The sequence below is a fragment of the Serratia sp. SA088 genome (assembly GCF_049065515.1).
GTDB classification, from domain to species: Bacteria; Pseudomonadota; Gammaproteobacteria; order Enterobacterales; family Enterobacteriaceae; genus Serratia; species Serratia nematodiphila.
The window spans coordinates 229,728-250,207 of record NZ_JBAKGW010000001.1 but is presented as its reverse complement, the minus strand read 5'-3'; the positions used below and the strand labels follow the sequence as shown (position 1 = coordinate 250,207).

18 protein-coding genes and 3 pseudogenes are annotated in these 20,480 nt (G+C 58.6%); 11 read left to right on the top strand and 10 right to left on the bottom strand.

Annotation, left to right across the window (positions count from 1 at the left end; all coding sequences use genetic code 11):
• The first annotated feature begins 38 nt into the window (after positions 1–38).
• From ACOWVD_RS01185 to ACOWVD_RS01170, 4 genes are all read left to right on the top strand, one after another.
• Positions 39–1,484, top strand: a complete 1,446-nt coding sequence (locus tag ACOWVD_RS01185) for a serine/threonine protein kinase (protein WP_049240662.1) — start codon at positions 39–41, stop codon at positions 1,482–1,484.
• A gap of 141 nt (positions 1,485–1,625) precedes the next feature.
• A complete protein-coding gene (locus ACOWVD_RS01180; protein WP_164094823.1) occupies positions 1,626–3,554 on the top strand; it encodes a type VI secretion system Vgr family protein in 1,929 nt (642 codons plus the stop codon).
• Positions 3,555–3,686: 132 nt separating this feature from the next.
• Positions 3,687–4,211, top strand: coding sequence for a hypothetical protein (locus tag ACOWVD_RS01175; protein WP_197763460.1), 525 nt, complete (start codon positions 3,687–3,689; stop codon positions 4,209–4,211).
• Positions 4,212–4,214: 3 nt separating this feature from the next.
• Positions 4,215–4,967, top strand: coding sequence for a hypothetical protein (locus tag ACOWVD_RS01170; RefSeq protein WP_053091199.1), 753 nt, complete (start codon positions 4,215–4,217; stop codon positions 4,965–4,967).
• 221 nt (positions 4,968–5,188) lie between these two features.
• On the opposite strand, the gene sbmC is transcribed toward ACOWVD_RS01170, so the two are convergent.
• Together sbmC and kynA are read right to left on the bottom strand one after the other, a co-directional pair.
• A complete protein-coding gene (gene sbmC / locus ACOWVD_RS01165) occupies positions 5,189–5,656 on the bottom strand; it encodes a DNA gyrase inhibitor SbmC (RefSeq protein WP_197763459.1) in 468 nt (155 codons plus the stop codon).
• A 22-nt stretch (positions 5,657–5,678) separates the two neighbouring features.
• Positions 5,679–6,521, bottom strand: a complete 843-nt coding sequence (kynA, locus tag ACOWVD_RS01160) for a tryptophan 2,3-dioxygenase (protein ID WP_033635042.1) — start codon at positions 6,519–6,521, stop codon at positions 5,679–5,681.
• A gap of 296 nt (positions 6,522–6,817) precedes the next feature.
• On the opposite strand from kynA, the gene ACOWVD_RS01155 reads away from it, so the two are divergent.
• The 4 genes from ACOWVD_RS01155 to ACOWVD_RS01140 all read left to right on the top strand — a co-directional run bounded on the left by ACOWVD_RS01155 (position 6,818) and on the right by ACOWVD_RS01140 (position 10,613).
• Entirely contained in the window at positions 6,818–7,855 is a 1,038-nt protein-coding gene (locus tag ACOWVD_RS01155; protein WP_421079712.1) for a LacI family DNA-binding transcriptional regulator, read from the top strand.
• Between the two features lie 270 nt (positions 7,856–8,125).
• On the top strand, positions 8,126–9,361 hold the full coding sequence (locus ACOWVD_RS01150) for an MFS transporter (RefSeq protein ID WP_228392596.1): 1,236 nt from the start codon (positions 8,126–8,128) through the stop codon (positions 9,359–9,361).
• Between the two features lie 21 nt (positions 9,362–9,382).
• On the top strand, positions 9,383–10,147 hold the full coding sequence (locus tag ACOWVD_RS01145) for an SDR family NAD(P)-dependent oxidoreductase (RefSeq protein ID WP_021505753.1): 765 nt from the start codon (positions 9,383–9,385) through the stop codon (positions 10,145–10,147).
• A gap of 49 nt (positions 10,148–10,196) precedes the next feature.
• Positions 10,197–10,613 carry an RbsD/FucU domain-containing protein gene (locus ACOWVD_RS01140; RefSeq protein ID WP_421105381.1) on the top strand — a complete coding sequence of 139 codons (417 nt, stop codon included), beginning with the start codon at positions 10,197–10,199 and terminating at the stop codon, positions 10,611–10,613.
• Positions 10,614–10,665: 52 nt separating this feature from the next.
• On the opposite strand, the gene ACOWVD_RS01135 is transcribed toward ACOWVD_RS01140, so the two are convergent.
• Positions 10,666–12,015, bottom strand: coding sequence for a colicin-like pore-forming protein (locus ACOWVD_RS01135; RefSeq protein ID WP_021505755.1), 1,350 nt, complete (start codon positions 12,013–12,015; stop codon positions 10,666–10,668).
• Positions 12,016–12,320: 305 nt separating this feature from the next.
• Between ACOWVD_RS01135 and ACOWVD_RS01130 the strand changes: the two genes are divergently transcribed.
• A complete protein-coding gene (locus ACOWVD_RS01130; protein ID WP_197799710.1) occupies positions 12,321–13,400 on the top strand; it encodes a transketolase-like TK C-terminal-containing protein in 1,080 nt (359 codons plus the stop codon).
• Here ACOWVD_RS01130 and ACOWVD_RS01125 read toward each other — a convergent pair whose 3' ends face one another.
• Positions 13,401–13,838, bottom strand: a complete 438-nt coding sequence (locus ACOWVD_RS01125; RefSeq protein ID WP_015378305.1) for a MarR family winged helix-turn-helix transcriptional regulator — start codon at positions 13,836–13,838, stop codon at positions 13,401–13,403. It abuts the gene before it with no gap.
• 154 nt (positions 13,839–13,992) lie between these two features.
• On the opposite strand from ACOWVD_RS01125, the gene aceE reads away from it, so the two are divergent.
• On the top strand, positions 13,993–16,668 hold the full coding sequence (aceE, locus tag ACOWVD_RS01120) for a pyruvate dehydrogenase (acetyl-transferring), homodimeric type (RefSeq protein ID WP_197763456.1): 2,676 nt from the start codon (positions 13,993–13,995) through the stop codon (positions 16,666–16,668).
• A gap of 27 nt (positions 16,669–16,695) precedes the next feature.
• Here aceE and umuC read toward each other — a convergent pair whose 3' ends face one another.
• From umuC to ACOWVD_RS01105, 3 genes and pseudogenes are all read right to left on the bottom strand, one after another.
• The gene (gene umuC, locus ACOWVD_RS01115) at positions 16,696–18,012 is read right to left on the bottom strand and encodes a translesion error-prone DNA polymerase V subunit UmuC (protein ID WP_049240676.1); all 1,317 of its coding nucleotides are present in this window, start codon (positions 18,010–18,012) and stop codon (positions 16,696–16,698) included.
• 2 nt (positions 18,013–18,014) lie between these two features.
• Positions 18,015–18,449: a translesion error-prone DNA polymerase V autoproteolytic subunit gene (gene umuD, locus ACOWVD_RS01110; protein WP_015378308.1), complete on the bottom strand. Its 435-nt coding sequence runs from the start codon at positions 18,447–18,449 to the stop codon at positions 18,015–18,017.
• Between the two features lie 188 nt (positions 18,450–18,637).
• A pseudogene (locus ACOWVD_RS01105) lies at positions 18,638–18,817 on the bottom strand (hypothetical protein); the annotation flags it as partial.
• A gap of 21 nt (positions 18,818–18,838) precedes the next feature.
• On the opposite strand from ACOWVD_RS01105, the pseudogene ACOWVD_RS01100 reads away from it, so the two are divergent.
• Positions 18,839–19,072: pseudogene (locus ACOWVD_RS01100) on the top strand (resolvase); the annotation flags it as partial.
• Between the two features lie 58 nt (positions 19,073–19,130).
• On the opposite strand, the gene ACOWVD_RS01095 reads toward ACOWVD_RS01100, so the two are convergent.
• The 3 genes and pseudogenes from ACOWVD_RS01095 to ACOWVD_RS01085 all read right to left on the bottom strand — a co-directional run.
• On the bottom strand, positions 19,131–19,502 hold the full coding sequence (locus ACOWVD_RS01095; RefSeq protein WP_126171699.1) for a hypothetical protein: 372 nt from the start codon (positions 19,500–19,502) through the stop codon (positions 19,131–19,133).
• A gap of 75 nt (positions 19,503–19,577) precedes the next feature.
• The gene (locus ACOWVD_RS01090) at positions 19,578–20,087 is read right to left on the bottom strand and encodes a recombinase family protein (protein ID WP_273874565.1); all 510 of its coding nucleotides are present in this window, start codon (positions 20,085–20,087) and stop codon (positions 19,578–19,580) included.
• Positions 20,088–20,239: 152 nt separating this feature from the next.
• Positions 20,240–20,419 (bottom strand): annotated as a pseudogene (locus tag ACOWVD_RS01085) (DNA polymerase V); the annotation flags it as partial.
• Positions 20,420–20,480 lie beyond the last annotated feature (61 nt).

Sequence of the window (20,480 nt, the reverse complement as noted above, 5' to 3'; positions counted from 1 at the left end):
CCGAGACGGCGGCCCTTTGAACACAGAGAGTCATCACTATGTCGGGAACCGGGATAACCAAACCGAATTCGAACAGCCTGCCGAGCGGCTATCGATTCAACGAATTCGAGATCCAGGAAGCGATCGGCGAAGGCGGCTTCGGCATCGTCTATCGCGCCTACGATCACCAACTGGAACGCACCATCGCCATCAAGGAGTACATGCCGACCTCGCTGGCGAAACGCAACGACGATCTCAGTATCGGGCTGCGCGGCGAGCGCTTCGGCAAAACTTTCCAGGCCGGGCTGAACAGCTTTATTCAGGAGGCGCGTCTGCTGGCGCGCTTCTCGCATCCCGGCCTGCTGCACGTGTTGCGCTTCTGGGAAGAGAACGGCACCGCCTATATGGGCACCCAGTTTTACAGCGGCACCACGCTGAAAAACCTGCAGGCGCAGCAGCCGGAAAAAATCAACGAGGCGTGGATCCGTCGGCTGCTGCCGCCGCTGTTCAGCGCCATCAACACCATCCATCAGGAAGGCTATCTGCACCGCGACATTTCGCTGGATAACATCCAGATCCAGGAGAGCCAGCTGCCGGTGCTGCTGGACTTCGGGTCGGCGCGCAAAGAGATCGGCAACCTGTCGGACGAAACGGAGATCATGCTCAAACCGGGCTTCGCGCCGATCGAGCAGTACACCGAGAACAGCGACGGCGAACAGGGGCCGTGGACCGATATCTACGCGCTGGGCGCCGTGCTGCACACGCTGATCGTCGGTTCGCCGCCGCCGGTCAGCGTGGTGCGCAGCATCGAAGACAGCTACCAGCCGCTGACCGAGCGCCGCCCCGCCGGCTACTCGCCGGAGCTGCTGCGCACCGTCGATCGCGCGCTGGCGCTGAAGCCGGAAGACCGCCCGCAGACCATCGACGAAATGGCCGAGCTGTTGCACCTGCCGATCGCCGATGAAAACGAAATCATCAGCACCCCGGCCGCCGCGCCAGAGAACTTGTTGGTCGCCGCCAACCCGGCCGCCGCTGCGGCCGCCGCCGGCGCCGTTACCGCGCGCGGCACCCAATTCTCGCGCCCGATAATGGCCGGCGCCGGCGTCGCGGCGCTGCTGGTGATCGGCGCCGTCGCCTGGCTGAGCGGCGGCAAGGACGACGCCCAGGCCGTCGCCCAAAACACCGTAGCGTCACCGGCGCAGAAAACCCTGACGGAGCAGCCGAGCGCGCCGCAAACCGCGCAGCCTGCAGCGACAGAACCTGAAAAAGCGGCGCCGCCACCGCAGCCGGTGGCGCTGGTGTACTTCAAACTGCAGCCGGGTGAGCAGGTCAGCCTCGACGGCAAGCCGCAGCAGGTCACTGCGGGCGAAAACGGCTTCGCCAGCCTGAACCTGGCGCCGGGCCGTTATCAGTTGGAGATCCGCCACAACGATCGGCTGCGCCGCCAACAGCTCAGCATCGACACCGCCGGCACCTGGCTGGTCAATCCGGCCACCGCCGGTTAATCCCGTTCTGAAACTCCGCCGCGGCGGGGTTTTCCCTATTTCATGAGACTGACGAGCAACTGCCCCCTCATTGGCCGCGCGGCAAGGCCGCTGCAACGCCGGAGTATGCAGGGCATGACGTCAATCACAGAGGACGTTCTCATGTTGGATCGCATTATTGCGCACACGCCGCTGGGCCAGGAGCAACTGCTGTTCCGCTCGCTGGACGGCATCGAAGCGCTTTCCACTCCTTTCGACTTCTCTATTGAATTGCTGAGCACCGACGCGCGGCTCGATCGCAAAGCGCTGCTCGGCCAACCGCTGACGCTGGAGATCCCGACCCAGGGCTTTCTCAGCGCCCCGCGCTACCTGAACGGCAAGATCACCGCCATCGCCGTCAGCAGCGAAGAGATCGGCGGCACGCGCTACGCGGTGTATAACCTGCACGTGCAGCCGGATCTGTGGCCGATGACCAAAGACCGCAACTTCCGCATCTTCCAGGAACAGACGGTTCCGCAGATCGTCAAGACCCTGCTGGCGGAGCACAACGTGCAGCTGGAAGATCAGCTGACCGGCGACTATCGCCTGTGGGGCTACTGCGTGCAGTACAACGAAAGCAGCTTCAACTTCATCAGCCGCCTGATGGAGCTGGAGGGCATCTATTACTATTTCAAACACGAGATGGGCAAACACACGCTGGTGCTCGGGGATGCGCCCCACCACCACCAGCCCTATCCCGGCTACGAGATGATCCCCTACCACCTGACGCCGTCCGGCGGCAGCACCAGCGAGGAAGGCATCAGCCAGTGGACGTTGTCCGATCGCGTCACGCCGGGCATCTACAGCCTGGACGACTACGATTTTCGCAAACCGAACGCCTGGCTGTTCCAGGCGCGGCAAAACCCGGTCTCACCCACGCCGGGGCAGATCGACGTTTACGACTGGCCGGGCCGCTACACCGAGCATCAGCAGGGCGAGTTCTACGCCCGCGTGCGCCAGGAGGCCTGGCAGGCCGAACATCAGCAGATCCGAGGCACCGCCACCGCCATGGGCATCGCCCCCGGCAGTACTTTCACGCTGTATAACGCCCCGCATGCCGACGACAATCGCGAATATCTGACGCTGCAGGCCAGCTACCATCTGAAAGAGAATCGCTACGCCAGCGGCGACGATCAGAGCAGCGAACACCGCATCGACTTCATCGTCCTGCCGGCGGACGTGCCCTGGCACCCGCCGCAGCAGGCCAGCTGGCCGAAAACCCACGGACCGCAGACCGCCCGGGTGGTCGGCCCGGCCGGCGAATCGATTTGGACCGACAAATACGGCCGCATCAAGGTGAAGTTCCACTGGGATCGCTTCGGGCCGAAAGACGACGGTAGCTCCTGCTGGGTGCGCGTCTCCAGCGCCTGGGCCGGCCAGGGCTACGGCGGCGTGCAGATCCCGCGCGTGAACGACGAAGTGGTGGTGGACTTTATCAACGGCGATCCGGATCGGCCGATCGTCACCGGGCGCGTCTATAACGAAGCCAGCATGCCGCCCTGGGCGCTGCCGGCCGCCGCCACCCAGATGGGCTTTATGAGCCGCACCAAGGACGGCACCGCCGACAACGCCAACGCCCTGCGTTTCGAAGACAAGGCCGGCGCCGAGCAGGTGTGGATCCAGGCGGAGCGCAACATGGACACCCAGGTGAAAAACGATGAGAGCCACACCATCGCTAACGACCACACCCACCTGGTGGGCGGCAACCAGATCAAGCGGGTGGTGCTCAATCAGGCCACCGGCGTCAAAGGCGACGCCTCCGCGCTGACCGGCAAAACGCGCAGCGACGCCGTGGTCAATGCCTTTACCCTCGGCTCCGGCGAATCGCTGCGGCTCGAGTGCGGCGAAAGCGTGATCGAACTGCTGGCGGACGGCCAAATCAACATCACCGGCACCAGTTTCAATATCACGGTGAAAGAGGATGGCGCGATCAACACCGGCGGCCAGCTGGATCTCAACCAGCCTGGCGGCGCCGCACGCACCGCCGCACCGGGTGGCGGCCATCAGGCGGCGATCCAGAGCGCCGTCGATCAGCTGTTCCCTAAAGAGTAGGTAATTGGTACGCCGGGAAAGCCGGTTAACGCCGCCCCTCGGGCGGCGGCAGCGGCGCCGGCATCTATCACGCAAAATGCTCAATCGACAACAAAACCCGGCAGAATTGATAATCGGGTTGTTGAATCGGTCATGGCCTCTGAAGGGAGTGCTGGAGAACAAGGTGGGCGCCGTGAGTTATACGGATTCAGAAAAGGAAATGGCAATGCCTATGACAAAATCCTTGCTGCTCGTAACCAATACGGCCAAGGCAGCGCTGAAGAGTTTGAGGAAGTATCCAAAGCAATGAGCGCATCAGCGAAGTCTGCAGGTGCACTGAACTTTTCTGATCCAGGAAAACAAGGGGCAATAACTTCATTGGCACATATGCGTGGCTCATCTGGCGCACAAGCGATCCTGAACTCCATGGAGTCCGGACGAATAGTTAAGGCTGATACCTTAACGCCGGAGGCAATAGCCAAAATTGAAAGTATGTCGGCGGAAAGCTTTCAGGATAATTTACTTAAAGCTCGGGTAGAATACGATAGAGCAATATATGGAGATACCATCACGACGCAGGGTGATAAACAGTACAACTGGTGGGCACGTTATGGTAATGGCCTTCAAAAGCGGTATGCCCGGGAAGCAGAAGAATTTTTAAAATTATCAAACGAGTGATTTATGTTCAAAAAAATCTTATTACCTACATTGTTTGCTGCTTCTTTGCTTTGCTCCATTGAATCCACATCAGCGATAGATTTGTTACAATATAACAAAATCAACACAGTAAGCGGGCTGGTCAACGATAAAGCGGTCACTGACAATCTTAAAAGCATACTGGGTCAAGACTATGAAAAGTACATCAACAACTTTGATGTGTTCGGTGAACCTCATTCAACCCCAGGTGGTGGGTTATTTGTTGAAGGCTGGCTAAAAGATCTTTATCTGGAAAATGCCTCTGCTCTGGTCATCAATCCCGATGGGAAAATTTATGTCGCCTGGGTTGTACCTGATTCTGATATCATAAATTACAAATCATCTGATAAAGATTCCCCTATTAATAAAGATATTCTGCATTGGGCTGCACGCTTCAAAGACATGCATTTTTCCTCAGACAGCAAAAGAAATAAGGTGAGGACTGAGGAAGAATACTTTGACACACAGTCATTCTCTATCAAGCTCATGACTGTTTGCATCAGTAAAGGAAACTGTAATGATGCTACTTATTATGGAGAGCGTAAAAAAGATGGTGCTGCTGTAACTTTGCAGGGAAAAGTTACACGTGCTGATTGCAATACAGCCCCATGCCCAATAATCAGTTATGAGTTTAAAAATGCATCGACGACCTACATGCTCAGTAAAATTGATAACACACTGACAGTTATAAAGAATGGTAAGATATTAATGAATCAAAAAGGAACTTGGGGGAAATAGCCACCACAACCGCCACCGAGTGATTCCAAGGCACTTGATTCCAAGACGATAAAGTGAGACTTGGCCTATCTACCTACACCGTATAGATATCAAACGGCCTATACCTCAGTGCGAGTGACACTCCCTCCTCTTGTCACCGCTCCTAAACCGAACAGGAATGACAATCACAGGCTGAATCGGCACATCCCGTCGATTCAGCCTTTCTGCGCATCAAGCCGCTCTCACCACTTCTTCACCGTCTGGTAAATCTCGAGGTCGAAATAGCCGTCGGCTTCGCAGTCGTTGAGATAGTGCTCATAGCTCACCCCCTCAACCGGCTGGTAGCCGCTGGCCGGTAGCAGCTTCTGATAGAACTCGCCCCACACCCGCTCGAAATCGCCATCGCTGATGCGCACGTGGTAGACCGCATACTGCCCGGCGGGCAGCGTCTGCACGGTGACGCCCTCGCTGCCCGCCGGCAGCGCGAAATCGTCCGCCACGCTCATCACCACGTCGGCGCGCAGCTTTTCCGGCGCCACTTCCGCCGGATCGTCCCAATACAGCACCAGCCATTTGCCGAACGGCACCTCGTGGCGCTGCCGCCATGCCAACAGTTGCTGCGAGCCCTGCGGGATGGTCTGCGGATACGGCCCCACGACTCTCACTCCCACCACCTTCTCCGCCGCCTTATCGATAATCCTCACGCTCATCGCCCTTCCCCCTCACAATGTCTCAGGCGCCGATTTCGGTACGCACGTCCAGCAACTCGGGGAAAAAGGTCAGATCCAACGCCTTTTTCAGGAAGCTGACGCCGCTGGAGCCGCCGGTGCCTGACTTAAAGCCGATGATCCGCTCCACCGTTTTCATATGGCGGAAACGCCACAGATGGAAACTCTCTTCGATATCCACCAGCTTCTCCGCCATTTCATACGCTTCCCAGTAGGTTTGCGGGTTGTCGTAGATCACTTTAAACGCAGGCAGCAGATCCGGGTTGCGCTGGTAGGGCTGCGTCCAGTCGCGCTCGAGACACTCCTGCGGGATCGGCAAGCCGTGGCGCGCCAGGTACAGCAAGTATTCGTCGTACAGGCTCGGCGCTTCGAGGATCGCCTTCAGCGCGGCGTGCTTTTCCGCATCGCTGCTGAACACCGCCAGCATGGCGGCGTTCTTGTTGCCGAGCAGGAATTCGATCGACCGGTACTGGTGCGACTGGAAGCCCGACGAACTGCCCAGCACGTCGCGAAACTCGACGTATTCCGACGGCGTCAGCGTTTCCAGCACCGCCCACTGTTCGAACAGCAGCCGCTGGATCTGTTTGACGCGCGCGAGGATTTTGAAACAGTGGCTGAGTTTGTCCTGCTGCACCAGCCGCAGCGCCGCCTGCAGCTCGTGCAGCATCAGCTTCATCCACAGTTCGGAGGTTTGATGCTGTATCACGAACAGCATTTCGTCATGATGCGGCGGGTTGGAGAGCGGGTGCTGGCAGTCCAGCAGTTGGTCCAGGCACAGGTAGTCGCCATAGCTCATGCGTTTGGAAAAATCGGTGACAATCGCGCTTTCTAATTCCCGTTTGTTCATCTGTGATCTCCGTTGCGCCCAGCGCCCCATCGGCCTGGAACGTGCCGCAAAGAGAAAACAATAGTACAGAACCCGCCGCCCCGAAGGGCGATAAACGAGAGATGCTTCGCAGATCTCACTCATCTGCGTTAACACAGTACCCCCACCCCCGCTGTTGTTTAGTAAACAACACGGCTGCCGCCTGACGACTCTCACAAATGCGCGATCCCATGCACGCGGCGCCCCGGTTGCAGCTTGCCTGCGGCCGGCTTCCCTTATAGATTGCAGGCTAACGGCAGGCAGCAAGGTAGCGGCAAATGGCAAATATTCGTGATGTGGCGCGGTTGGCCGGCGTGTCCATCAGCAGCGTGTCGAACCTGCTGAATAATCGCAGTCACCAGATGAGCGCGCAGACCCGTGAGCGCATCGAACGGGCGATGGCGACCCTGGGCTACCGGCCGGCTCAATCGGCGACGGCACCCACGCCGCAGGCGAAAATCATCGGCCTGCTGCTGCCGTCGATCGTTAACCCGAGCTTTTCGGCGCTGGCGCATGCGGTCGACGGCGCGGCGCGGGCTCACCGTTACCGGGTCTTGCTCGGCAACGCCTACCGCCAGGAGCAGGAGGAGGCCGCGTTTATCGACGATATGTTCCTGCACGGCGTGCGCGGCATCATCGTGGCGGCGAGCGACATTCGTCAGACCCATTTTGTTCGGGCCGCCGAGCGAGGCATGAAGATTGTCAGCTACGACAGCCCGTTTGCCGAGCAGATGGCCACCGATAGCCGGCTGTTCGACAGCGTGTCGATGGACAATATCGCCGCCGGGCGCCTGGCCGCGCAGCACCTGCTCGAACGCGGCTGCCGGCACATCGTGTTCGCCACCGAAGCGACGCTGACCGTCGGGCGCAGCCACAAGATCGACGGTTTTCTGAGCGCCCTGGGGCACAGCCTGAGCGAACGCCAACGGGTGATCGAAGGCAAGGCCACCAGCGCCTACGGCGACACGGAAATGTTCGAATTGGGGCTGACGCTGGCGCCGCGCGTTCTCGCGTTGGTGCCACGCCCGGACGGCATCGTGGCGATTAACGATGCGTTGGGCATCGGGCTGATGGTGGGCCTGCGCGCCACCGGCGTCCAGGTGCCCGCAGACATCTCGGTGATCGGCATCGACAATATCGCGCTGGCCGGCCTGGCCGAACCGGGGCTGACGTCCGTCCGGCCGCCGCTGGCGGAGATGGCGCAGCTGATGGTCGAACGCCTGATCGGCCGCATCAACAATGATTCGCAACCGCCCGGCGAGTTTCTCTTCCCGCCGACGGTCATCAGCCGGCGCTCGGTCAAAACCGCCGGTTAATAGAGTAAAAACGGCTTTCCCAGACGATGCGCAGTCGGCATCGTCCGGATCGTCACAGCTAAAAGCAGAAAAAATAGAATCGTCGCAATAAATAAACGGCGCGACGCTTTTATGCACGTAACGTCGTTATTCAGCTCTCCGCTCATTGCTTTGGGCCGGACCGCTATTATTCCGATTAACCACATGGAAAAAACCATGATGAAAAAAACAATGCCAAAGGATATTGAACGCTGCGCCATCAGGAAATTGACGCTGCATATTGTGCCCCTCATGATATTGTTGTATTTCCTGGCCTTTCTCGACCGCAACAATATGGCCTACGCCGCCAAAGCGCTGGAAGATAATTTGGGATTGACCGCCTCGGCCTTCGGCTTCGCCTCCGGAATTTTCTTTATCGGCTATTTTCTGTTTGAAATACCCAGCAACGCCGGCACCATAAAATTCGGCCCGCGCATCTGGTTCGCCAGAATATTAATTTCCTGGGGCATCTTCGCGACCCTGCTCGGTTTTGTGCGCACGCCGCTGGAGCTGTATATTTGCCGTTTTATGCTGGGCGTGTGCGAAGCCGGTTTCTTTCCCTCGGTGGTGTATTACTTCACGGTCTTCTTCCCGGAAAAGTACCGCACTAAAATTCTCGGCATGTTCATCATCGTCCAGCCGCTGTCCAACGCGGTCGGCTCGCCGATTTCCGGCTTTATTCTCAATATTCAGCATGACTGGTTCGGCTTCGCCCCCTGGCAGCTGCTGTTCATCCTCGAAGGGCTGCCGCCGATCGTCATCGGCCTGCTGATCCCGTTCCTGATCAAGAACTCACCCAAGGATGTCGGCTATCTGAACGTGGAGGAAAAAGCCTGGCTGATGAGCAACGCCGGCCGCTCCAAATCCGGCTCTAAAATCACGCTGGGCGACTTCCTCAAGGGCATTAAAAACAAGAAATACCTGCTCTACGCGCTGCTCAACTTCGGCATGGTGTGCGGCATTTACGGCTTCGGCACCTGGCTGCCGTCGATCATCAGCGCCATTTCCGGCGGCGATATCTTCCGCGTCAGCCTGCTGGCGCTCATTCCCTACGGCCTGGCCGCGCTGCTGGTCTATCCGTGGAGCCTGTGGGCCAGCAAAACCAAAAAACTCGGCGTGTTCGCCGGCCTCAGCATGGTGATCGCCGCCATCGGCCTGATGGGCGCGGTGACATTTTTTAAATACGACCCGTTCGTCGCGCTGTCATTCCTGTGCATCGCCGCCATCGGCATCTATACCGCCGTGCCGCCGTTCCTATCCATGCCCGCCAACATTTCCACCGGCGCGGCCGCAGCAGCCGGGCTGGCGGTGGTGAGCTGCATCGGCAATATCGGCGGTTTCGTCGCTCCCTATGCGGTGGGCGTGCTGAACGATCTGACCGGCAGCAGCGCGCCGGGGCTGTTTTTCCTGGCTTCGTGCCTGCTGGCCACCGGGTTGATCTGCATTTTCTACTGCGCCAAACAGCGTGAAGGCGTCATCAATTCTTAACGAACCAATAAGGAGTCAATCATGGGCGATCTTGCGGGCAAAAAGGTCTTTATCACCGGGGCGGAACAGGGCATCGGCCGCGCCACCGCGGAGCGGCTGATCAAGGCCGGTTGCGACATCTATTTTCACTATCACAGCGACGAAAGCGGCCCCAAAGCGCTGGTGGCGCTGGCCCATTCATTGGGGCAAAAGGCCGCCTACGGCTACGCCGATCTCATCGATACCGACGAAACGCTGCGCTGCGTCTCGGCCGGCGCCGAGTTGCTCGGCGGCATCGATATCCTGATCAATAACGTCGGCGGCATCGTCGGGCGCAAATGGCTGGGCGAGATCGACCGCGCCTTCTGGCAAACCGTGATCGACGTGAACATGACCACCATGCTGAACGTCACCCAGAGCGCGCTGCCGCACCTGAAAGCGGCGCCGGACGGCGCCAGCATCGTTAACCTGGCCTCACAGGCGGGCCGCGCCGGCGGGCACGCCGGCTCGCTGGTCTATTCCGCCACCAAGGGCGCGGTACTCACCTGGACGCGCTCGCTGGCGGCGGAGCTCGGCGAGCACGGCATTCGGGTGAATGCGGTGGCGCCCGGCCTGATCCTCGGCACCCGTTTCCACAATCGCCACACCACCCAGGCATCGGCGGAGGAAACCGTTCGCGCCATCCCGCTGGGCCGCGCAGGCACACCGGACGACGTGGCGCGCGCCATCGCCTTCCTGGCGGCGGAATACGACGGCTTCATCTCCGGCGCGACTCTCGACATCAACGGCGGCATCTACCGCATGTAATTCAGCTGCGGGCGGCGCGCTTGCCGCCCGCCCATTCAGGAATCGCTTTATGATCAAATCCGCCATCACTCACCCGCCGCTGCTCGCCGCACTGGCGCAATGCGGGCATAAAACCCAGGTGTTGATCGCCGACGGCAACTACGCCTGCGTGACCCACGCGCCGAAAGACGCCACCGTGGTCTATCTGAACCTGGCGCCCGGCACGCTCGCCGCCCCGCCGATCCTGGAAAAACTGCTGGCCTGCATCAACGTGGAAAGCGCGGCGCTGATGGCCTGCCCGCCGGACTTCACCAACACCATCGAAACCGAATACCGGCAGCTGCTGCTGGCACATTGCCCGATCGAACACCTGCCGCGCGAGGCGTTTTACGCCGCGGTCAAATCGGATCGAACGCTGCTGGTGATCGCCTCCGGCGAACAGCGCCGTTTCGCCAATCTGCTGCTGACAGTGGCGCCGGTGGTGTGAAAGAGGTAGAGGGTGTGAGGTGTAAAATGAGGGGGCCAGCCCCCTCATGCCGTTACAGGTCAGCGACCCACTTCTCCAGCTCCCCCGCACGTTCCGCATCGATATAGCTGGTGGCCCAGCCAAACAGGTAAGCGAAGGCGAAAATGCCCACCGTCGACGACACCAGCGTCGGCGCGAAAAACGCGGCGATAGCGGAAAGCGTATACCCTGCGCCGATCGACAACCCGAGCGCTTCGAGCTGGTTGCGGAACGCTTTCCAGTTGCCGGTTGAGAAACCTTCAATCGCGGCGTTTACCAGATCCGCGCCTTTGATCGCCCAATCCACCCCGGTGAAGACCTTGCCTAATACCCGCGCATTGCGGGCATACTGTTCCGCATCGATCATTTTCAGCCAGGTGACAATCGCCGCTTTGTCCTGCGCCTTAAGCTTTTTGTTCAGGCCCTTCGTCAATTGCTCGTAGGTTTTCTCCGCATCTTGCACGTTGCGGATATATTTTCCTTGTATTCCCGCCTCCAAATCCTTGGCGAGTTTGGCGTATTTCGCGCCTATCTTTTCCGCGATATCTTTATTGATACCTGCGGCCAGGCTGACGCCATCCTTGATGGCTTTTAATTCCGCATTTTGATATTCGACGAATTCCTTAACGATCGTTTTTACCGAGCCGGGCGATTTTACCGGTTTGCCGTTGGCATATTTCACCTCCATGGCATTCAGGTTATCCCCTCTCACCACGGCGATAAACGCGGGCCGGTTCTTATTGGCCTTATAGTAGAGGTTGTAGGTCGCCACTCCGTCTTGCTTTTCCACCTTCAAATGATGAAAACCGTAGTAACTCCCGGTCGTGCGGGTCGTCGAGAATTCGCCGGTTTTGCCGTTGCCATGCCAGCCGCTGACGGGCCGATCGCGATGCGAGTCTGTCACGAAACTGCCTAACGAAGAGGCGCCGATCTGCCCGGCATTCAGGCCATTGTTGCCGCCTTTGCCAGGAGTTGAGGGCTTGCGCGCATGGCCGGTTTCGATATCCCCGATCGCCACTGTCACCCCCTTGGCGTTGACCCCCATCACCAGCCCCCCCAGGCCAATGTGCTTCGCCTGCTCGGCCGTCAAACCGGTGGCGGAAAGGCTCAGCGTGCCGGATGGGCTGACGCTTTCAATATGCAATTTCGCATCCGGGTTAATTCTGCGCGCCGCCTTAATCACCGCCTCCAGCTTCATGCGCAGCGCCGGATCGTTTTGGATCGCCGCTATCTGTTGCTGTTCAGGGCTGTTGCCAACGCCGGCGCCGCCGCGATCGCGATCGCCGGAATGGCCTTTATCGCCGCCCCCTGGCTCAGGGCCCGTACCGCGTTCAGAACTCCAGTTAGTCCCATCTCCTTTACCGCCATAATTAAATCCAGGCATATGCTTTCATCCTTATTTCGTTTTATTTTTAAGATGCCGATATTCTCGTTTAACGCGGATTGACACGCGCATTATCCCTATCGGCAAACCGTTTTTAGCTGCCCGTCATTTATAAAAAACTGCAGAAATAAGGACAACGGATGGCGGCTGTCTGGTCGGTGAAACAAATAGGATCGCGTCTGCAGAACCTGAATATATCGCCGCGGGACACACCTGGATGGCTGCGACCTGTTCAGAAGTCATTGGCACACGCCATGAATTGCAATTACAATCATCGCAATTGCAACTCAAAGAGAATGCTCCGCATGTCGCCTCAACGTATAACACTGCCCGCCGCCTCGGCCAGAACCCAAACCCTGGCCGAAGCCTGTATCCGCAAGATGACCTCCGCCAGCCAAAAAGCCGGCGCTTCGCGCCCTTCTGCCAGCGCCTGGACGGCGCAAACTCTGGGCGAACTCAACGCCAGCGGCGACATCTGGCTTATCGACGGCAGAAGGCGCGCCGAGCCGCCGATTTCCCGCTACGCCACCGCCTGGCCGCTCTGGTTTGGCCATCAATCAGAGCGTTATGAGAAGCCGCTGTTTTACTTCGTCAACACGCCCTCGGTGGACATGCTCCGCGGGCTTGAGCCGGAAACCAATCGCAAGGGGATTTTCATCAGCGATGCAGATACCGGCAATGCCGATTTGCCGAAAGGCGTTCAGGCCTGGTTCCCGCTTCAGCTCACGGCCATGCCGGGCTGGTTGCCTTTCGATCCGGCCAATGCCAGAGAAACCGGCGCGATACTCCATCACGCCCTGCGCGCGCTCTATCTGGAGGGAACGAGAAAGATGGTGTATCTCGCGACCAACGCAGACAATGGCCCCCTCTCTTCAGGGGAGCCGTTTGTCGCAGAACAGGCGTTCAGGGGAATGTACCGCGTCGCCACCGCGGCAGACTCACCGTTGCAGGTTCGTCTGTGCGGCGCCGGCCGTGCGCTCGCCCGCGTTCAGCAGGCGGCCGAGGTATTGAAAAACTGGGGGATTGCGTCTGAAATCTGGAGCTGCCCCAGCTACACGCGGTTGGCGCAGGACGCCGAACTCGCCGACATGCAGCGCCAGGACAGCGGCGGCAAATGCCATCTGAAAACGTGCCTGGGTGCCGGGAATGCCCCCGTCGTCGCCGTCACCGACTACTCGCACCTGATTGCCAATCAGCTCAAGCGATTCATTCCCGCACGCTTTGCCGCGGTGGGCTCAGATTCACGGGTGCGCGGCGAAATCCACTACCCGCAGGCGGAATGGATTGCGCTCTGCGCCCTCAAACTGCTGGCCGACGAGCAGAAAATCCCTTCGGCGCTGATCGCCGATGCGCTGCGCGTTCTGCACATCACACCCGATGCCTGATCACTCTCTGGCCAGCTGCATCGCGTTGTCCAACGCGTCGGAGAAGCGTGCGATCTCTTCTTCGCTGAACTGGTTGAGAAAATGGGTGTTGACCACCGTGCGGTAGATCTCCCACATCTTTTTCCGCAGGGCCTTGCCTTCCTCGGTGATAGTCGCGAAGGAGGCCCGGCGATCGTCATCCGATCGAAAACGCGTGACCAGCCGCTCTTTTTCCAGGCGATCCATCAGGCGGGTCAGGTTGTAACGCTCAATCACCAACACGTCCGCCAGCTCATGCATGCGGCGTGTGCCGTTTTCCCCGCTTTCCAATCCCCATAACACGTCATACCAGGCGTAAACCGGCAGCCCCGCTTCCGACAACTTCGCCTCTATCTTTCTGATCATCGCCCGATGCGCGCGCACAAAGGAGAACCACAGGTCGGGTTGTTTATCTGTCATGTCATTTTTCTCGTCAAAAGCGGTGAGTTGCAATTGCAATTGTAAAGGGATAGAGTGGCTTTCGCCATTGTTGCATTTGCAACTCTTGCACTTGCAATTCAATAAATCCCTGTATCGCTCAGCGCCTTATCAGGTAAGTACATTTGGAGCTTTTATGAACCAACCCGTGGTTAAAGCAGATCTTGACCCGCAAGAGACGGCTGAATGGCTTGAGGCATTTGAAGGCGTCACCGATATCGACGGCCGTGAGCGCGCGCATTTTTTACTGGAGAAAATGGCCGAAGCCGATCAGCGAAAATACGGCGATTTCTTCAGCCTGGTCACCACGCCCTACGTGAACACCATTCCGGCTTATAAGCAGCCGACGTATCCCGGCGATCTGGCCGCTGAAGCGCGCATCAATGCGTTTATTCGCTGGAACGCCATGGCGATGGTGCTGCGCGCCGGCAAACATTCCAACGTTGGCGGGCATATCGCCACCTACCAATCGGCCGCAGTGCTTTACGATGTGGGATTCACGCACTTCTTCCGTGGGCGCACCGATGATTTCGCCGGCGACATGGTGTATATCCAGGGCCACTCCGCCCCCGGTATTTATGGCCGTGCCTATCTCGAAGGCCGCATCGACGAGGAGCTGCTCGACAACTTTCGTCGCGAATCCGCGCGCCGTGGCCTCTCCTCCTACCCGCACCCGCGGCTGATGCCGGATTTCTGGCAATATCCCACCGTTTCGATGGGGCTGGGGCCGCTGACCGCCGCCTACCAGGCGCGCTACATGCGTTATCTGGAATACCGCGAGCTGAAACCTCACCAGGGAAGAAAGGTGTGGGCGTTCCTCGGCGACGGCGAGATGGATCAACCGGAATCGCTGGCGGCGATTGCGCTGGGCGGGCGAGAAAAACTCGATAACCTGATCTTCGTCGTGAACTGTAACCTGCAGCGGCTGGATGGCCCCGTGCGCGGCAACGGCAAGATCATTCAGGAACTGGAGGGCACCTTCAAAGCCGCCGGCTGGCAGGTGATCAAGGTGATCTGGGGCAGCGGCTGGGACAAACTGCTGCAAAAAGACCGCTCCGGACTGCTGATGCAGCGGATGATGGAGTGCGTCGACGGCGATTACCAGACCTTCAAATCGCAAAGCGGCGCCTATGTGCGGGAGCATTTCTTCGGCAAGTACCCGGAATTGCTCAAGCTGGTCGCCGACCTGAGCGACGATGAGATCTGGGCGCTGCACCGTGGCGGCCACGATCCGCAAAAGGTGTACGCCGCCTACCATCAGGCGGTGCATACCACGGGCAGACCGACGGTGGTGCTGGCCAAAACCGTCAAAGGGTTTGGCATGGGGGAAGCCGGTGAAGGGCAGAACATCAACCACCAGCTGAAAAAAATGAGCCAGGATGCGGTGAAAGCCTTCCGCGACCGTTTAGGGCTGACAATCTCCGACGCCCAACTGGCAGAGATCCCTTACCTGAAGCCTGAACCCGACAGCGCGGCGGCGAAGTACATCACCGCGACGCGCACTGCGCTGGGCGGCTACATCCCTGCCCGCTTCGGCCAATCCGCTCCGCTGGCGATACCGGAACTATCGCGCTTCGACGGCCTGCTGAAGGGCAGCGGCGAACGCAACATGTCGACCACCATGGCTTTCGTCAATATCCTCGGCACGCTGCTCAAAGACGCCAACATCGGCAAACTGATTGTGCCCATCGTGCCGGACGAATCGCGCACGTTCGGCATGGAAGGCCTGTTCCGCCAGATTGGCATCCATTCCTGGCTCGGCCAGCTGTATACCCCGCAAGACGCCGGGCAGCTCAGCTACTACAAAGAGGCCAAAGACGGCCAGATTTTGCAGGAAGGCATCAACGAATCCGGCGCGATATCGACCTGGATCGCCGCCGGCACCGCCTACAGCAACCACGATGTCGCGACAATCCCGTTCTATATCTTTTACTCCATGTTCGGGCTGCAGCGGGTGGGCGATCTCGCCTGGGCAGCGGCAGACGCGCGCACCAAGGGCTTCCTGCTCGGCGCCACCTCCGGCAGAACCACTCTGATGGGCGAAGGCTTGCAGCATGACGACGGCCACAGCCACGTGCTGTCTTCCGTCATTCCCAGCTGCGTCTCCTACGATCCGACCTATGCCTATGAACTCGCAGCGATCGTTCAGAGCGGCATGCGCAGGATGTTCGTTGAACAAGAGGATATTTACTACTACATCACCTTGCTCAACGAAGGATACCCGCAGCCGCCGATGCCGGCGGGCGTGGAGGACGGGATTATCCAGGGCGCCTATTTGCTCAAACAGAACGAAACGGCAAACCAAGAGAGCCCGCGCGCTCAGCTGATCGCCAGCGGCGCCATCATGCGCGAGGCGCTGGCGGCGGCGGCGCTGTTGGCCGAGGACTTTGGCGTCGCCAGCGATATCTGGAGTGCCACCAGCCTGAGCGAACTGCGCCGTAACGGCATGGCGGCCGAACGCTGGAACCTGCTGCACCCGGAAGACCCGCCGAAAGTCCCTTATATACAGAGTCTGCTGGCGGCGCATCCTGGCCCGGTGGTGGTGGCGACGGACTATATGAAGATCGTCGGCGATCAGATCAAACCGTTCTTGCCGGACCGCGCCTTTATCACCTTGGGCACCGATGGCTTTGGCCGCTCGGACACCCGCGAGGCGCTACGTGAGTTCTTCGAGGTCAACCGCCATTTCATCGCGCTCGCCGCGTTGAAACTGCTGGCTGACGAAGGCCGTATCGCCCGCAGCGAGGTCAACCGCGCCATGGCGCTGTATGGCATCACCCCCGATAAGCCGGATCCGGCAGCGGTGAAGTAACGCATAGCCTACCCACGCCGCCGGCTGTCACCCGCGGCGTTTTTCCTCCTTCGGCTCGGCATCACGCGGCTCCCGCTCCCCCAACCGCACCAGCGGGATATCCGCCAGCCGGGTGGTGTAAGCCGGCGACAGCATTTCGCGCTTCATTTGCCACGGTTTGACGATCCCCTGCCCGGCGAACCATACGCGCCCGCGCCCTTCCTGATTCAGGCGATCGAGGGTCGCCATCAGCCGCTCGCTGTTGCGGCGCGGCGGGCAGTCGTCGAACAGATCGATCTGCGCCATGGCGGCGGCGCTGAAATCCCCCAACATCACGCCGCCCTTCAGATAACGCCGCCCCTCCTGCCAGATGCTCTCCAGCGCGCGCACCGCCATGGCGATGATGTCGCGGCTGTCGTTGCTCGGGGTTTGCAGCCGGGCGGTGCCCATATTGCTGTAATAGCCTTCGCCCGCCGAATGCGGGCTGGTTTTGATAAACACCGACACGTTGCGGCAATAGCGCTTTTCCTGCCGCAGCTTTTCGGCGGCGCGTTCGGCGTAGCTGCAGATCGCCTCGCGCATGTGCGGGTAATGCGTCAAACGCTGGCCGAACGAGCGGGAACAGATGATCTGCTCTTTCGTCGCCGCCTCATCTTCCCACCGCAGGCACGATTCGCCGCGCAGTTCACGTATCGTGCGCTCCAGCACTACGCTGAAGGTTTTACGCGCCAGCCGGGTATCGCAATCCGCCAGCTGCAACGCGGTGTGGATCCCCATCGCCTGCAGCTGGCGTGTCAGGCGGCGCCCCACGCCCCACACCTCTTCCACCGGGATCAACGCCAGCAGCTTGCGCTGGCGCACCGGATCGGATAAATCCACCACGCCGCCGGTGCCGCGCCATTTCTTGGCCGCGAAGTTGGCCAGTTTGGCCAGTGTCTTGCTCGGCGCAATGCCGACCCCGACCGTCAAATGCAGCTCGCGCCGGATGCGATCGCGCACCCGCCGGCCGAACGGTTCCAGCGCTTCGCAGCGCGCCACGCCGTCCAGCCGCAGAAAGGCTTCGTCCAGCGAATAAATCTCCACCGCCGGCGCCATCTCCTCCAGCGTGTCCATCACCCGGCGGGACATATCGGCGTACAGCGCGTAGTTGGAGGAAAACACCGCGACGTTGCGGCGGCGCATCTCCTCTTTGATTTTGAAATAAGGCGCGCCCATCGGCACGCCCAACGCCTTCGCCTCGGCGCTGCGGGCGATCACACAGCCGTCGTTGTTGGACAGCACGATCACCGGCCGCCCCCGCAGATCGGGCCGAAAGATGGTTTCGCAGGAGGCGTAGAAGCTGTTGACGTCTACCAGGGCAAACATGGTTACAGCGCCGCGTAGACGATAAAGGTCACCACGCCGAAGATCTCCAGCTGCGCCTCGTCATTGAACACGATTGGCGCATAGGCGGGGTTCATCGGCAACAGCCGCACGTCGGGGTAGCGCTGCAGTTTTTTGACGGTGAATTCACCGTCCACGGCGGCGATCACGATATTGCCGTGTTCCGGCGTCAGGGCACTGTCGACAATCAGCAGATCGCCGTCCTGAATATTGCCGTCGATCATCGACTCGCCGCTGGCGCGTACAAAGTAGGTGGCGTTGGGATGCCGCACCAGCAGCTTGCCGATATCCAGCCGGCTCTCGACATAGTCCTGCGCCGGGGAAGGAAAGCCGCAGGCCACGCGATCGGCAAACAGCGGTAACGTCAGAGACTCACCTGGTGAAAAAGCATACAACCTTGAATTGCTCAGCATAATCATAACCAAACTGTATATTTATACAGTAAAGCATAAACAAAACGCGAACGCGCGCAACCCCAAATTCCCCTGCGGATCGCGCTTTGCCGCGTAATATAATAATTTTCTGAGTGATTTTTCCTGCAGATTTTGGCGTTCTTCACGTGTGTTTGCACACATGATACCCACCAAAACTGTGGATAATTCGGCACTCAGACCGTTGGCGTATCGATGGGCAGGATGAGTGAGGGATTGTCATTGCGAACGGCGCCGACGGCGGGCGATACCGGTTGCCAGACGAAATCCTCTGCCTGCAGGCTGTACACGTCAGCCTGCATTTGACCAGAGGGCGGGACTAAGCGGGTGTCGAGCCAGTCGCGCGCGGCCGTCGGTCTCTGCTGCGTACAGCGCCGCAAAGAACAGCAGCAGGCCTTGCCTCAGCAAGATCCCACGGGAGGAACGGCGGACGGCCTTACAAAATGACGCCAATAAAATTGCGACTGGCAATGGCATCAATGGGACGGCCAGAGACGAAAGTCAGTACGTTATGCCAGGAGCTTGGGATCACCCGACAAACGCTGTACCGCCACATTTCCCCTGATGGTCCACTGCGAGCTGACGGTATAAAGCTGCTCAACCGGGGATAATTTTAGCGGACGGAAAAATCTGGGGTTCCGGCGTAGAACCCCGAATAAGGAATAGTCCTTAATTCATTTCAGGATTATTAATTCCATCTAAAACCTCTCGGCAATATTCTTTTTTATAGGCTTCATCATTACTTAATGACTTAACCAAAAAATCAGCATTTTTCCAACCATTATCCCAATGCGTATCGAATCCTGACTGTTCATACTTTAATGTTCTAGTTAATGAGTCTTTTATTTGTTTTTTATATTTATCAATCTTCTCATTGGTTGCCCCACAAACATCATGTGCAACACGAGCATTTGAGCCAGAAAAACCTATTGCTGAAATTGCCATCGCTTCATTTGATTTGTCGAAATCATTCGCATATGCCACTGCATTAGATAAAGCGAATATGACAAGAGCAGGTATGGTTTTTTTGTATGAAATCATCTTTCACCTCTCACTCATTGATTGTTCATGGGGTCAGCTTGGATATCGAAAATTATTGTACATTAAGGCTGCTTTTTAATCAGTCTCAACTTCTTTATAGAAGGCCTGAATGCGACAAACTTGGGAAGTACTGTAGCCTGTCGCGTCTGCTGTTTCTCGGATGCTCAGTTTCTTAATCTGTCGGTAGTACAGGACTTTCTGATGTCGTTTCTGATCTGCCTGCTTTCCCCGGTATCTACCCAACGTATGCGCCCATTCAATTCCCTGCTTTTGCCATTGGCGGCGACTCAACCAGTCCTTATGTGACATCGCGGCCATCAGGTCGATTAGCATGTTATTGATGGCGGTTATTACTGCACGGGTGATCGGGTCCGCCTGTGAAGGATCTTTCTCTGACAGCGCCTGCCATGAGGTAGGGACATCCAGGCTGACAATCCGTAACTCATGCTGCTCAATCTGCTTTTTCAACGTCATCCAGTCACTGTTGCTGAGACGGGTCAGGCGGTCTATCTGCTCAACCAGCAAAATATCAGTTACCGTTTGGGGGCGGCATACTTCCGCATCAGTCTCCAGCAAAGCGCCGATGAGGACAGGCTCCAACCCCAGCGTCTATTCCTTTGCCCGGATACGGCCGTCATTCACCAGGATCTGCACCGGCAGTCCGGCATCATACGCGGCCTGATACCCGCCGACGACCTGCAGCGCGTCACCTTCCAGCTTTATGATCGTTCCGTCCGCGCGCCACGCACGAAATAAGTGGCATTAGGATGCCGCACCAGCAGCTTGCCAATGTCCAGCCGGCTCTCGACATAGTGCTGTGCGGGAGAAGGAAAACCGCAGGCCACGCGATCGGCAAACAGCGGTAACGTCAGAGACTCACCTGGTGAAAAAGCATACAACCTTGAATTGCTCAGCATAATCACAACCAAACTGTATATTTATACAGCAAGGCATAAACAAAACGCGAACGCGCGCAAC